Consider the following 15,090-nt stretch of genomic DNA (forward strand, 5'->3'; position numbering starts at 1 on the left):
GGTTATTCATACACTGGCGTTAACCAGTTCCATTTATCTTCTGTGCTGCCGTTGAACAGGCCGAAGAACATATCCTGAACCTGCTTGGTGATTGGGCCGCGGCCGCCATTACCCACATCGATGCCATCCACACTGCGTACCGGGGTGACTTCTGCGGCCGTACCACACATAAACACTTCATCCGCCAGGTACATGGCTTCACGCGGAATATTTTCCTCGCGCACTTCGTAGCCCATTTCACGCAGCAGTGTCATACAGGTATCGCGGGTAATCCCTGGCAGAATGGCCGCTGTGCGCGGGGTCGTGCTGACCACGCCATTACGGATAACAAAGATGTTCTCACCGGCACCTTCACTGATGTAGCCGTTACGATCCAGCGCGATACCTTCGCCATAACCATGACGACGGGCTTCCATAGAAATCAGCTGTGATGACAGGTAGTTACCGCCCGCCTTCGCGCCGGTTGGCATGGTATTGGCCGCCAGACGGTTCCATGAAGAAATTCCGGCATCCACGCCATTCTGAAGGGCTTCCTCACCGAGATAGGCCCCCCACTCAAACGCGGCAATCGCAAGTTCGGTCTCCGTGCCAAACGGCACCTGCAGACCCATACCGATGTCACCGTAGTAAGCAATCGGACGAATATAGGCAGACTGCAGATTATTTTTACGAATGATATCCAGCGTTGCCTGATTAACCTGTTCCAGTGTGTAAGGAATGGTCATGCGATAGATTTTTGCTGAGTCGAACAGGCGACGATTGTGTTCGTGAAGACGGAATACGCAGGTACCTTTATCCGGCGTATTATATGCACGTACACCTTCAAATACCGATGACCCGTAGTGGATCGCATGGGTCATTACGTGAACCGTTGCGTCTTTCCAGTCAATAATGTCACCGTTAAACCAAATGTATTGTGCAGGTTGCTTAGCCATGTTTATTCCTTTCTTGTAGGGATTTTTTACCCAAAGACCGCACGATGCAGTCATTTGCTGAGACGAATAATACATGACCGCGACAAACCGCCCAACTTAATGGCGGTCCAATCAGCGTGACGGACACAATACTTTACAGTAGATGTAACGACACACGTGCATTCGTCTGCAGGACCAATACAGTGTGAGAAGACGTGGGCACCACCCGTGGTGCTGACATTGTAAGTTCGGTAGTGAGCACAGGCTCATATCGGCGGTGGTGGCTACTCCACCGGCCAACGGACAGAGAAATAGCATGAAACTCGGCGCAGGATCAAGTAATTTGCATTGGCAGAACGGCAGGACAGGGGCATTAAGGAGTCTACATGATTGATTGGTTTCACTGGCTGAACCTTGCAGGTGTGGCAGTCTGTGCAATATCCGGCACCCTGATGGCGTATCAGAAGCGCATGGACGGGTTTGGTGTGGTGGTACTGGCCAGCGCGACCGCCATTGGCGGCGGTACGCTGCGTGATGTAATGCTGGATGTGCCGGTTTTCTGGATTGCTGACACAGACTACCTGTATACCACACTGATTGCCGCCCTGATCCCGGTTATCTGGCTGCGTATCAGTCCACGTTTCCCGTACCATTATCTGCTGGTTGCCGATGCGTTCGGACTTGCGCTGTTTAATGTTGTCGGTATCGAAAAAGCCCTTGCCGGTGATACCTCGATGGCTGTTGCCATTGCCATGGGTACCATTACCGGCGTGTTCGGCGGCCTGCTGCGCGATGTCATTTGTCGCGAAGTACCATTGGTGCTTAACGGCGAACTCTATGCCATTACCTGCATCGCAGGCGGCATTGTTTATGGCATCGGCGTGAATACAGGTCTCACCACTGAAATGTGTGGTCTGGCAGCACTGGTCACGACCGTCCTTCTGCGCCTGGGCGCGTTGCGCTGGCACTGGCATCTGCCGGTATTCGATAATGAGCAGACATAACCTGCTTAGAGACTGGCTGGTGCGCCGTCACGCTTCTCCCTCTCATCTTACCGCCAGCGCATAAACACGTCGTCCGGCCAGTCGTCCCTCGCATCTAACGCCGGTAAGATTACCGGCAATGATGCAGGAGGAAGCATGGGACTGGCCGTAGTTAACACGTTTGCCGGGCAGGGCATAGACGCCACACCGGTAACGGTAGAAGTGCATCTGGCTAACGGTTTACCGGCATTTCAGATGGTCGGCATGGCCGAGGCCAGCGCAAAGGCGGCACGAGAAAGGGTGCGCAGTGCGCTGATCATGAGCGGCTTTGAGTTTCCGGCCAAACGGATCACGGTCAGCCTGGCACCGGCGGATATTCCGAAAGCCGGCGGACGGTTTGATCTCCCGATTGCCGTCGGCATCCTGTCGGCAGCGGGCTACCTTGACGAGAATGCACTCGATAACCTGGCTTTTGTTGGCGAACTTGGCCTGAATGGTGATATCAAGCCGGTAACCGGGCTGATCCCGGCGTTGCTGAGCGCAAAACACCAGTCCACCGCACTGATTTATCCCGGTGACAATGACATTGAGGCGTCGCTGGTAGAGGAGGCCACACGCTACCCGGCTTTTGATCTGGGCAGCGTGTTTCAGCACCTTAATAAAGAGCATTTGATACCGCCGGGGCGCGCAATGCCGCCCGGCTATGCGCAGTTGCCAGCGCCACACTGGGATGACATCCTAGGTCAGGACCAGGCTAAGCGGGCACTGCAGATTGCAGCAGCCGGCTCGCATAACCTGCTGATGGTTGGGCCTCAGGGCACCGGTAAAAGTCTGCTTGCCTCACGCCTGCATATGCTGATGCCGCCCCTCTCGCGACATGAGGCACTCGAAGTCGCAGCGATTCATTCGGTCCGCGGTGAACCGGTTGATCCTGCCCGCTTTTTGTCACGACCGTTCAGAAGCCCGCATCACACCAGTTCGGCCGTTGCGCTGACCGGTGGCGGCAGCGTGCCGCTGCCCGGCGAAGTGTCACTGGCCCACCATGGCGTGCTGTTTCTGGATGAACTGCCGGAATTTGGCCGCCGGGCGCTGGATGTATTGCGTGAACCGCTGGAAACCGGTGATGTGCACCTGTCACGGGCACAAGGGCAGGCCCGATTTCCTGCGCGCTTTCAGCTTATTGCGGCCATGAATCCAAGCCCGACCGGTGACATTGATGACCGGCGCCTGTCACCCCAACAGCAGTTACACTACCTGAACCGGCTATCCGGGCCGCTGCTCGACAGAATTGATATTCAGATTGATGTACCCCGCCTGCGCGATTACGCCCTGACGTCGTCTCCGGTCAGTCATACCGACTCGATGGTGACCGCCAGAGACACGGTAACCCGTGCCAGGTCCCGACAACATGAGAGACAGGGAAAAGCCAACGCCCACCTTAGCGTGTCCGAACTCACCGCAGTGTGTTCGCTTGCGCCGGACGACCTGTGTTTTTTGCAGCAGGCCGCCAAAAAGCTGAACCTGTCGATGCGCGTGTTCCACCGTGTGCTTAAAGTTGCACGCACACTGGCCGACCTTGACGACACTGACACGATTGCGCGCGCCCACCTTGCAGAGGCGCTTGGCTATCGCGCGCTGGATACACTTATTCGTCAGCTGAGCGCAACCTGAAGAAACGCATTCACCAGCGGGTTTTGTCGCGTAGCCTGCTGACAGCAGACACCCAGCGCATAAGGCTCAATGTCATCCACCTGAATTTGCGACACCTGAGGTGACATGGTCGAGTGATCCAGCACCACCCGCGGCACAAAGCCGACACCACATTCCAGCGCGACCATGCTGACAATCGCCTCGTTCCCGCCCACATAGGCATAAACATTGGGACGAATGCCGTGCTCGGCAAACCAGTGATACACCGTCCGGCGGGTCGGACCATGCTCCGGCATGATCACCTGATGACGCGTCCAGTCAATCTGCGAGAGCTGGGTAATACGCCAGTCCTTCGGAGCAATCAGCACCAGTGGTACCGGCTCCATGGGCGTAAAGTGCAAGTCTGTCGGAAAGTCCGGCGTATGAATGGCAATCGACAGGTCACACTCACCCTGTTTCACTTTTTCTATCGCGAGCGCGGGATCACCGGTCAGCAGCCGGATATCCACTCCCGGATAATGCTGACGGAATCGACGCAACAGGGCTGGCAGGTGGCTCTGACTTGCCGTGACCGAGCAAAACAGACTGAGTTCGCCCTGCAGCGTTTCGCTGTCTTCGCGCAATTCGTCCTTCAGCAGTTGCCATTGCTTCAGCACATCGGTGCTGAAAGCAAGTAACTTGTGTCCTGCATGCGTGAGTGCAACCTTTCGGTTATCACGCTTGAACAGAACGCACCCGCACTCCTCTTCCAGACGCTGGATAACGCGACTTAGGGTAGAAGGAGACACGTACATAGCGTCGGCCGTAACGCCAAAATGAAGGCTGTTGGCAAGGTGATTGAAGAGCTGGAGGCTTCTGAAATCCATAACGTTTCACAAAATGAAATATTCTCTTGCAAATATATCATTTTCCAAAATAAAAGAAATCTTCTAGTCTCATTGAAAACGTCATCAATGCAAATTGTGAGACGACGTCGGTGTCACGCGGTTGTGATACCTGACAATGTGTAGTTCGGAAATTTTTATGGCTAATTATTTCAATACCCTTTCACTTCGCCAGCAGCTTGACCAGTTAGGTCGCTGCCGGTTTATGAGTCGCGATGAATTCGCTGACGGCTGCAACGCACTGAAAGGGAAAAAAATCGTCATTGTCGGCTGTGGCGCACAGGGCCTCAACCAGGGCCTCAACATGCGTGACTCCGGTCTGGATGTCACCTACGCGTTGCGACAGGCTGCCATCGATGAAAAGCGGGATTCTTATCAGCGCGCTACCGGCAATGGTTTTACTGTTGGCACCTATCAGGAACTGATCCCGGATGCCGATCTGGTCTACAACCTGACACCGGATAAGCAGCATGCCAGTGTGGTTGAAGCGGTGATGCCACTGATGAAAAAGGGTGCCACGCTGGGCTATTCCCACGGCTTCAATATTGTCGAGGAAGGTCAGCAAATTCGTGCCGACATTACGGTTGTGATGTGTGCGCCGAAGTGTCCGGGTACCGAGGTGCGTGAAGAATATAAACGCGGTTTTGGTGTACCCACACTGATTGCCGTGCACCCTGAGAATGATCCCGAGCAAAAAGGCTGGGAGATAGCCAAAGCCCTGGCCAGTGCGACAGGTGGTGATCGCGCCGGCGTGCTTGCGTCGTCGTTCGTCGCCGAAGTGAAATCGGATCTGATGGGCGAGCAAACCATCCTGTGTGGTATGCAGCAGGTGGCGGCAGTCCTGGCGTACGAAAAAATGGTCGCCGACGGTATTGATGAAGCATATGCCGGCGCATTGATTCAGTATGGCCTGGAAACCATTACCGAAGCGCTGAAAATCGGCGGCGTGACCAATATGATGGACCGGCTGTCAAACCCGGCCAAACTTAAAGCATTTGAGCTGTCCGAACAGTTAACAGCACTGTTACGACCGCTGTTTGAGAAGCATCAGGATGACATCATCAGCGGCGAATTTTCGCGCACCATGATGGAAGACTGGGCAAACGGTGATGCCAACCTGCTCAAATGGCGTGAAGAAACTGCCCAGACCGCCTTTGAAAATGCGCCGGTATTTGACGGCACGATTGATGAACAGGAATTTTTCGATCACGGTATTTTGCTGGTTGCCATGATCAAATGTGGTGTTGAGCTGGCATTTGATGTGATGGTTGAGGCCGGCATCCTGCCAGAGTCAGCGTATTATGAATCGCTGCATGAAACGCCATTAATTTCTAACACGATTGCCAGAAAGCGCCTGTATGAAATGAATGTGGTTATTTCTGATACTGCAGAATACGGCAACTACCTGTTCGCGAATGCGGCTATCCCGCTGCTGCGTGAGAAATTCATGCCGCTTGTGGATACCCAGGTCATTGGCAAAGGTCTGGCTGCACCCTCCAATAAGGTCGAAAACAAGCGACTGGTTGAGGTGAATAAAGCCATTCGCTCTCATGGTGTAGAGCAAATAGGTGAAGTACTGCGTGGCTATATGACAGATATGAAAGCCATCATTAATTAATTTGTGTGTGTCCCTTTCTGTCGTTAGGTGCTTAAAACTAAGCCCTTTTGCCCGGTCAGTTTGACCGGGCTTTTTTATGGCAGTGAACCACTGACGTCGATTAGCAACAGATTACCCATCACTTCCGCTCATCCTCTCTGGCCCTACCGGCATTTTTCCGCAATAACGCGCCGTTTTTCCGCCGATATTACGTCAATCTCCACACCCGCCGCTTTTTTACGTCCTATTTTTCTCTTTCCAGGCAGTTCCGTTGCTCATTCACGACACCTGCGTTGCGCCTGAAAACATAACTCACTGTAATTATTGAAAAATGTAAATTGGCACATTGTTTGATAACGGAATAATCAAGCGCGAGCTAAGGACAACGCTACCAGGACGGGTGTGTTTTTAACGAATCAATGTGAGGCAGCAGCATGCAAAACCCGACGTCGAGACTGACAAAAATAGGTGACTGGTTGTTTGAGGTAAAAATGGTGAGGGCGCTCAAAGCTTCTCATTTCGGAGACCCCTATGCGTCGGTTGCGATGCTCACCGTTAATGGCGAGCATGCCTATATTGATACCCAGATGTCTCGTCAGGACGCGGAATTTAACCGCAAGGATTTCATGACGTTTTATCAGTTTTGTCAGCAACTGGAGCTCAAACAGGTGCACTATGACAAAATCAGTCAGGGTATTCGAATTCCGCGCGTCGTAGACATCGCTCCGGCCGGGCCGCAGCGCGCCACCATTCATCGTATCCGCTGATACCCGCCTGACAGGCGGGCCGGCCCACGTGAAAAATTAGCGGCGCTCCGCCAGGTATACGAAGCCGGTAGCCAGCGAGAAAAATACCAAAAACCCCAGCCCGATAGGGTAAAGGTTGTTGGTCAGGAAGCTGTCGACAAACAGCGCAATAGGCACTGAAAACAGGCTAGACAAGGAACCGATGATCGCGGCGCCAAGTCCCGCCATGTCACCTAAGGGCTGCATCGCCATGGCGTTCAGATTGCCAAACAAGATACCGATAAAGAAAAAGCCGGTGAACATGGTCGACACCGTCAGCCACAGCGGCGGCAGACCATCAAATGCCAGTAACAGCGCGTTGTAAACCAGTGAAAACGCGATGGTGCCCACCAGCGCCACGCGACACAATTTACGCATCCCGAACCGCATGACCATTTTGCCGTTGAAAAAAGACGCCAGGCCGATAGAAAAAGCCAGCGTGGCAAAGATGAGCGGGAACAGCGCCCCGGCATCATAGAAGCCTTCAAAAATCGTTTGCGAGGCGCTCAGGTATGCCAGGAAACCGCCAAAGATACAGCCCATGGCCAGCGTGTATCCCATTACCTCAACGTGGGTCAGGATGTAGCCGGCTGATTTAAAAAAGGCACGAAAGGTAAACCGGCGACGACGCGCGCGCGGCAGGGTTTCAGCCTGTCTGGCAAAAAACCAGCTGCCGGACAACAGCGCGACCAGCAGAAATAACGTAAAAATATGCTGCCAGGAAAACATGAGCATGACGGTCTGCCCAATGATGGGTGCCAGCATGGGCACCAGGATGAATACCATCATGATAAAAGACATGACTTTGGCCATAGCATCGCCGACATGCAAATCGCGAATAATCGCCATGGCAGCAATGCGCGGGCCGGACACCCCGAATGCCTGAATAATGCGCCCGGCCAGCATCACTTCCATCGAGTCGGCGAGCATACACACCAGCGTACCGCCAATAAAAATGATCAGTCCCACCAGTATCGCAAGACGACGTCCCCGCGCATCAGCGAACGGACCAAAAAACATCTGACCAAACGCCATGCCAATAAAGAAATAGGTGACTATCAGGTGAACATCGTTAGGATCGCTGGCATGCAGTGCAAGCCCGATGTCTGTCAGCGCAGGCAGCATCGCATCGATACTTAACGCAACCAGCGACGTCATGGTCGCCATCAGCGCCACAAACTCAACCAGACCAAGGCGTTTTTCTGCCAGCGGGGAAACTGCGTGTTCGGGGTCCATGTCACTCCTGAAAAAATCGATATCAGCGGCTATTCAACGCCAGGTCTTGTCAGTACTGACCTGATAGCCGCTACAGCGGGGTCAGCCGCTTAGTATACTGTAGTTTTACACCATGGCGTGAACTGACTGTCGCTGCCTGTCCTGCTTAATCAGCATTTCCCCCCGTTGTCACTGCCGGAGCTATGGCTTCGCTTTTGCGTTAAACATCCATATAGCGTGATATTCTTCAGCCCTCACTCTACGTGCTGTGTGGTATAGTTGTTGCTGCAGCATATGACCCCGGCCGGCTTTTTGACGGCGATGTTGGAAGGGTTCACTTTACCAGGACAGAGAAGTCGATACTGAATGCGTTGTTTTTTTCCTGCCATGTTTCATAGCCTGACCCGATGGTCCTGCGCCATCGCGCTACTGCTTATCGTGCTGGCAGCACCGGCCTGGTCTGTGACGTTCACCATTAACGGGGTGGACGAGACTCGCATAAAAGAAAACATCCGGCTGCACCTGAATAACCTCAAAGTGGAGCCCGCGCTGCTGGTTGATCCGTTCTGGCAGGATGAACTCAAAGCCGTGGTGTCCAAAGCGGTTGAACCCTACGGCTATTACAATTCCAACACCGATATCTCAGTAGTTGACGGCGAAAACGTGGTGTTGGCGGTGAGTCTGGACACGCCCTTAACGGTCTCTCATGTAACCCGCGAAATCATTGGTGCAGGTCGTGACGACCCGGCATTTCGGGCCAAATTTAATGCGTTTCCGCTGAGCAAAGGCGATGTGCTGGTGCAACCGGTCTACGAGACGTTCAAGTCAGCCATGTTCAATTACGCGCTGTCAAATGGCTATTTTGACTACTACTGGCAGGCCACCCGCCTTGACCTGGTCAGGGAGCAGCGTGAAGCCAATATTCTGCTGATTGCCCAAAGCGGTCCACGCTATCGCTTTGGCAAATTGCGCATTATCGGGGAAGACAAATCACTGCCTATTCTGGAGCGGCTGCGCACGTTTGAAGAAGGTGAGCCGTATACCGCCGCCAAACTTACCGCGTTTAACCGTGAACTCAACCAATCAGGCTATTTTACGCGGGTTATTGCCCGCCCTGTGGTCAGCGATGCCGATGGTCTGAATGTTCCCATTGAAGTGTCCGTTCAGCATCGTCCACGCGACACGTTCGATGTGGGTGTCGGCGCGGCAACCGATACTGGTCCGCGTATCCGGCTTGGCTGGGACCGACCATGGGTAAACTCGCGCGGACATTCGGTCAGTGCCGACCTGTTTCTGTCTGCGCCGGAACAGTCGGTTGCCGCAGATTACCGTATTCCGATGAAAAACATTACCCACGACTACCTGAGTTTCCAGGCTGGTTATCAGTTTGTTGAATACAGTAATACCGCAACAGAAAGTGAAACCCTGTCGCTGTCTGCACACCGCTACTGGCAAAAGCAGGCCTCACCGTGGCAGCAGGACGCGTCGGTGACCTACCTGCGTGAAGACTATTTACAGGGGCTTAACCCGCGCACCACAACGACCCTGATCATGCCCGGTTACGGTATTCGCTACCGTCAGAAAGACAATGACCTGAGTATTGATAACGGCGAGTACATTGCGCTGCTGGCGCAGGTAGGTCGCGACAACCTGGGATCTGACATTAACATCCTTAAAGGGGTAGCAGAAGGTGCATTTATCCGCACGTTTAACGACGTTCATCGCATTTCCCTGCGCGGGGAGCTCGGTGCAATAAAAACCAGTGACTTTGACAGGGTACCCGCTTCCATACGCTTTTTTGCCGGCGGTGATCGCAGTATCAGGGGGTTCGCGTACCGCGACATTGCCCCCAAGGATACCATTATTAATCCGGCAACCGGGGAGACGAGTCTGGATCCTATCGGCGGCAAGTACCTGACAACGGCAAGCATCGAATACGCCTACCGCTTTGCCGACAACTGGCGCATTGCGGCGTTTACCGACGCGGGGACGGCCAGCGACAGCCTGTCGGCCGATTTTAGTTACGGTGTAGGAACAGGCGTCCACTGGTTATCACCGATTGGACCGGTGCGCATTTATATTGCACGGGGCTTTCCGGCTGACGGCGACAAAACCTGGCGACTACACCTGATCCTGGGTCCGGAGATACTATGAGAAAACGGATCCTGTCACTGTGGGTAGTGTTCCCGTTTATTTTGGTTACTCTGCTGGTGGGTCTGCTGTTTACGCCACTGGGGACGCCGGCACTTCGATTCGCCGCCGTTAAACTGATACCGGGGCTGACCATTAACGATGTCAGTGGCAGCCTCGCCCACGACCTCACCGTGCATGGCGTTCACTGGCAACAGGACCGGCTGACCGTCAATGCAGAGCGGGCCAGCGTTAATATCTCCTGGCGCTGCCTGGTGGCCTCGCGCGTGTGTCTGGAGAAAGTCCATCTGGACGGGGTCAGCGTAACGCAGAAAGCAGGCGACGATGCCCCGGAAGAAACCCCGGCAGACGATACGCTGATCACCCTGCCGGTGCCTGTGATTGTCGATGATGTCCGTCTTTCGAACCTGGCTGTCACCCTGCCTGAGCAGACGATAACGCTGGCGCAGGCAACCCTGTCAGCAAATGCCTACAAGCATATCTATTTGTTGTCACCCCGGCTTAAAGGTTTGGACATTACCCTGCCAGCCAGCCAGTCGCCGCGTACTGAAGCCGCATTACCCAACCGCTATGCGCTGTCGTACACAGCCCCGAAACTGCCCGCAGTCAGCGTCCCACTGGCACTCACAATCAAAGATTTTCTGCTTGAAAACAGCGTGCTGAACCAGGGTACAGAGTCGCAGTCGCTGGCCCGACTGGCCTTTACAGAATTCAGTACAAAACGCAGTGCGTTCGAGATTAATGGACTGGATGTGGTACATGCTCAGGGTGAGCTGAGTGGTTCGGCGTCGCTTTCCCTGCAAGATAACTACCCCTTGTCTGCCCGTCTTCAGGCCCGCGCCGACGTGGACAACATTTCCCAGACCCTGAGTCTGGATGCAGACGGGGCGCTGGATGACCTGACGCTGTCATTACGTGGCGAAGGCATCGCCGCGCTTCAGGCCGGGATCCACGTCAACCTGCTTGACGATTCGTTGCCTCTGACAGTGTCTGCCGAGTGGCCGTCTCAGTCGCTTTATGGTGTGGCACAGGGCCGCCTGGATCCCGGCACGCTCAATCTCAGCGGTCAGATGGGCGACTACCTGCTGACCCTGGATGGCGGTGCCTCACTGCCCGATATTGGCGATGTCCCGGTGGCCGGGCAAGTGACCCTGCATCGTAATGCGATTGAAGTGAACAGCCTTACCGCCCGCATACTGCAGGGTGAGATCACCAATCACGGTACCCTTTACCTGAATGAGCGCATATCCTGGACGGGGCGCACAGAGCTCGCAGGCATTACCGGCACGGCTTTTCATACACTGGCTCCTACAGACCTGAAGGGCGGCTTCACCAGCATCATGCAGCTGACCGATAAAGGGCCGGATGTCAGTGTCACCGACATGGAGATTAGCGGCATGCTGCAGTCGGTACCGCTCAGTGTCAAAGGCGCCCTGGTGTACTCACAACCCAGCAACATTGTGGTGGGTAATCTGACGCTGGAGCAAAGCACTAACCGCATCATCGTGGCCGGACAAGTGTTTAACCAGCGTTACCTGAATGCCGATATCCGCACCAGCGTCAATGACGCAGCCTTGCTGTATCCCGGCATAAGCGGCCAGACCAGCGGTACAATTAAGGTCACGGGGCCATGGCAAAATCCAACGGCCAAGGGCACGCTCACGCTGTCGGATCTTGCCGTGGACGAGACGGTCAGTCAGGAACTCGCCGCACAGGGGCCGCTGAACGGATCACTGGATATCGCCGGCACGCTCGAGCAGCACACGCTGAACACCACACTGACGCTACCGCAGTATCAGGCCACCCTCACAGCGGAGGGTAATTTCACGTCGCCACGCTGGCAGGGCACAGTGAGAAATACGCATCTGGTTGTGCAAAATACCCAATGGAGCCAGGTCGCCCCCTTCGCGCTAAGCCTGAATTCACAGACCGGTGCGGCCCGGGCAGAGGCACACTGCTGGTTGTCGCGTCGCGAGGGCGAACTGTGCATACAGGATCTCACCTATACCGGCAAGCGGGCAGACTGGGATATTGAAGCCAGACAGTTACCGGTTGGCTTATGGGCGCGTGAACGTCTCCCCGGCCAGATTGCAGCAGCGTCAGATGCCACCCTGACTTTGCGCAGTCAGGGCGCGTATGAAGCCGGTAAGCCAGTCAGCGCGAGTTTTCAGGCACAGCTTACTCCGGCAGCCTGGTCGGTAGGTAACACGACGCCAATCACCGTAAACCTTGATGATGTGTCGGTGACCGGAACGTTTAAAAACAATACGCTCGACGCCACCTCCCGAATTCACAGTCCGGAGCTGGGACTGGCAACGGTCAGACTGGTTACCGCACCGCTGGCAGAGCAGGGAGATATCAACGGGCACATTCGTCTGACCGACATCGATGTTGCGCCACTCAAACCGCTGTCGCCGGCGATACGCGAACTCAGTGGGACCCTCAATGGCGACCTGCGTTTTGCCTACCAGCAGGGTAAGCCCTCGCTGTTTGGTCAGTTACGTGTAGAAAACGGGGCTGCCGACATCAAGGATACACCGCTGGCACTGGGAGACTGGCACCAGACTCTGCTGTTTAATGACAGGCACGCCACCTTTGATGGCGCGTTTAAACTAGGGGGTGGGGACGGCACCCTGTCAGGCTCGGCAAACTGGGCAGACAGTCCTGAGGTCATGCTGAAACTGAAGGGCAAACGGTTTGAAGTCAGACAACCCAATATGCGCTTCCAGGTGTCGCCCGATCTTGAGGTACAGGCCAGTCAGGAGGCGTTAATCGCAACCGGTTCGATTGGCGTACCGTGGGCCCGCATTGAAATTGAACAGTTGCCGGAAAGTGCTGTGTCGCCATCTAAGGATGTGCACCTGCGCGGTGAACCACCGCCTCAGGATCCGCTGGATAAGGTCAACGCCGCCATTCTGGTGAATATTGATAAAAATAAACACGGTGAAGTCCGGCTGACCGCCTTTGGCCTGAAAGCCAATCTGCATGGCGGCATTCACGTCAATACACAGCCTGCGCTGGTCGGCTATGGCGACCTCCAGATCATGGATGGGACCTACGCCGCGTACGGTCAGAACCTGGTGATTAAAACCGGCGAAGTGCAGTTTAACGGACCGCTTGACCAGCCATTCCTGCTGGTGGAAGCCGTCCGTGCGCCGGAAAAAACCGATAACGGCGTCATTGCCGGGATCCGGATTGAAGGGCCGGCAGATTATCCGTCGGTGAATTTGTTTTCCGAGCCCGCCATGGATCAGCAGGCGGTGCTGTCTTACCTGCTTACCGGCAAAGGCCCCAACAGCGATACCCAGGCACCGAATTACGAGGCCATACTGCTGGGCTTCGGCTTGTCGAATACCAAGTCGCTGACCGGTCAGGTTGGCGATGCGCTGGGTATTGATGACTTTACCCTGAGCACCAACGAGTCCCGCCTGTCTGTCAGTGGACAAATTAATGAGCGACTGTCAGTACAATATAATGTCGATGTCGGGCTGAGTAACAATGATGCCACCAGCCGCAATCTGCGCCGTCGTCAGGAACCGCCTGATCTTGCTGTGCGTTACAAGCTGCTCCCTAAACTGTTCCTGGAAGCCGTACAAACAACCATTGAGGATCAGTCAGAATTTGCCATCGATTTGTATTATGAATTTTTCCTTGGCAAACCCCGGGAACAGGCCGCGGCAGACGATGACGACTAGTCCGCCGATGAGTGTCCGTCATCATGCACCTGCTCGGCAAGTCGTTTTAGTTCTTCATAGCGGCGGCTGAACCGTTTTTCCCGCCTGCCTGCCCAGACATAAAAGCCAGCCATCGACAGGCAAATAACCACAAACGACGTCATCACCGACGACACTTTTTGCGCCGCGATTTCACCATTTGCATACAGCAGCACATAGAATACGGCGATAAATACCGGTGTAACCCACGCTGAGTGTCGGGTCAGCCAGGCAATACGTACATTATTTTTCATTTGCCGCACCAGCTGATTAAGGTGATCCCGGGTGTGTTCAGAACGGGAAAACGCCGCAATACGGCGTAGCCAGACCAGATAACCCAGACACGGCAGCAACACTACACCAAGCCCCACCAGCAAGCCGGCGGCAAGCGGAGAAAACTCATCCCAGCCAAGCCATACAAGGATGATGGCCGGCAGCGCGCTGAGCAAATCTATCGCAAGATACAGACGCTGCTGACGGGTCTGGCGCCGGTATGCCCGCTTAATCTCATTAAGGTCAAGGGTAGCTACGGGTTGCGACTGCCACAGTGCTCCCAGATCATTTTCAGGCTTCGTCATAGGTCTTCCCTCCGGTTACTGCAGCTTTCGCGCGGTTCAGCAACACCCCGACATGGTTTTTGTTAATACCGCATACCGTGGCAATCTCGTCATAGCTCAACCCTTCTAAAGACAGCGTTAGTACCTGTCGCTGTGGCAGTGGCAGGTCACGCACCGCCATCAGCAGGGCGTCGAGGGCCTGCGAGTGAACTGACGCCTGTTCGGGTGATGCACTCAGATCAGGGGCGTCGGCCGTTAGCGCGTCGTTCACCGTCACCTGCTGATGCCGCACCTGGGTGGCAACGTGGCTGACGCCACGGTTATGCGCAATTTTGAGAATATAGGTTTTCAGACTGGCATTACCGTTGAACCGTGCCAGCCCCTGCCAAACCGCCACGGCAATATCCTGCAGTAACTCCTGCCGTAGTGCGTCATTGGCTTCATAGGCGCTGGCCACACGGCTCAGTAAGCCACTGTACTCGCTGAATACCGCGTCAAAGTCCTGGGTCACAGGGTGTCTCAGTTAGGGTGAATATGACAGGTAGTCTGCCTGCTCTGAAAAATATTACAGTGGGCTGTAAGTTTTTTCTTTTTCGTCAGACTACAGCAGGTAACCACGGGTCACAATCAAAGAGGATATG

The 15,090-nt window shown here is 54.7% G+C and carries 11 protein-coding genes; 6 read left to right on the top strand and 5 right to left on the bottom strand.

Going from position 1 to position 15,090, the window contains the following annotated elements:
* Window positions 1–2: 2 nt before the first annotated feature.
* A complete protein-coding gene (locus AB1N33_RS06570; RefSeq protein ID WP_411270748.1) occupies window positions 3–935 on the bottom strand; it encodes a branched-chain amino acid transaminase in 933 nt (310 codons plus the stop codon).
* Between the two features lie 365 nt (window positions 936–1,300).
* Here AB1N33_RS06570 and AB1N33_RS06575 point away from each other — a divergent pair, with 365 nt between their 5' ends.
* Both AB1N33_RS06575 and AB1N33_RS06580 read left to right on the top strand, forming a co-directional pair.
* A complete protein-coding gene (locus tag AB1N33_RS06575; protein WP_411270749.1) occupies window positions 1,301–1,918 on the top strand; it encodes a trimeric intracellular cation channel family protein in 618 nt (205 codons plus the stop codon).
* A gap of 135 nt (window positions 1,919–2,053) precedes the next feature.
* Entirely contained in the window at window positions 2,054–3,568 is a 1,515-nt protein-coding gene (locus tag AB1N33_RS06580; RefSeq protein ID WP_411270750.1) for a YifB family Mg chelatase-like AAA ATPase, read from the top strand.
* On the opposite strand, the gene ilvY is transcribed toward AB1N33_RS06580, so the two are convergent.
* Complete coding sequence (gene ilvY / locus AB1N33_RS06585; protein ID WP_411270751.1) at window positions 3,550–4,413, bottom strand: HTH-type transcriptional activator IlvY; 864 nt, start codon at window positions 4,411–4,413, stop codon at window positions 3,550–3,552. The genes AB1N33_RS06580 and ilvY overlap by 19 nt on opposite strands.
* A 157-nt stretch (window positions 4,414–4,570) precedes the next feature.
* Here ilvY and ilvC point away from each other — a divergent pair, with 157 nt between their 5' ends.
* Both ilvC and AB1N33_RS06595 read left to right on the top strand, forming a co-directional pair.
* Window positions 4,571–6,049, top strand: coding sequence for a ketol-acid reductoisomerase (gene ilvC / locus AB1N33_RS06590; RefSeq protein WP_411270752.1), 1,479 nt, complete (start codon window positions 4,571–4,573; stop codon window positions 6,047–6,049).
* 413 nt (window positions 6,050–6,462) lie between these two features.
* Window positions 6,463–6,795, top strand: a complete 333-nt coding sequence (locus tag AB1N33_RS06595) for a hypothetical protein (protein ID WP_411270753.1) — start codon at window positions 6,463–6,465, stop codon at window positions 6,793–6,795.
* A 36-nt stretch (window positions 6,796–6,831) separates the two neighbouring features.
* Here AB1N33_RS06595 and AB1N33_RS06600 read toward each other — a convergent pair whose 3' ends face one another.
* A complete protein-coding gene (locus tag AB1N33_RS06600; protein WP_411270754.1) occupies window positions 6,832–8,049 on the bottom strand; it encodes a multidrug effflux MFS transporter in 1,218 nt (405 codons plus the stop codon).
* Window positions 8,050–8,394: 345 nt separating this feature from the next.
* On the opposite strand from AB1N33_RS06600, the gene AB1N33_RS06605 reads away from it, so the two are divergent.
* Both AB1N33_RS06605 and AB1N33_RS06610 read left to right on the top strand, forming a co-directional pair.
* Entirely contained in the window at window positions 8,395–10,182 is a 1,788-nt protein-coding gene (locus tag AB1N33_RS06605) for an autotransporter assembly complex protein TamA (RefSeq protein WP_411270755.1), read from the top strand.
* On the top strand, window positions 10,179–13,874 hold the full coding sequence (locus AB1N33_RS06610) for a translocation/assembly module TamB domain-containing protein (RefSeq protein ID WP_411270756.1): 3,696 nt from the start codon (window positions 10,179–10,181) through the stop codon (window positions 13,872–13,874). The genes AB1N33_RS06605 and AB1N33_RS06610 overlap by 4 nt, the downstream gene beginning before the upstream one ends.
* Here the strand turns inward: AB1N33_RS06610 and AB1N33_RS06615 are convergent.
* Window positions 13,871–14,470, bottom strand: a complete 600-nt coding sequence (locus AB1N33_RS06615) for a hypothetical protein (protein WP_411270757.1) — start codon at window positions 14,468–14,470, stop codon at window positions 13,871–13,873. The two genes, AB1N33_RS06610 and AB1N33_RS06615, sit on opposite strands and share 4 nt — an antisense overlap.
* Window positions 14,457–14,960: an RNA polymerase sigma factor gene (locus AB1N33_RS06620; protein WP_411270758.1), complete on the bottom strand. Its 504-nt coding sequence runs from the start codon at window positions 14,958–14,960 to the stop codon at window positions 14,457–14,459. Before AB1N33_RS06620 ends, AB1N33_RS06615 begins: the two co-directional genes overlap by 14 nt.
* Window positions 14,961–15,090 lie beyond the last annotated feature (130 nt).

It is taken from the genome of Alteromonas nitratireducens (assembly GCF_040812025.1).
GTDB lineage: Bacteria > Pseudomonadota > Gammaproteobacteria > Enterobacterales > Alteromonadaceae > Alteromonas > Alteromonas nitratireducens.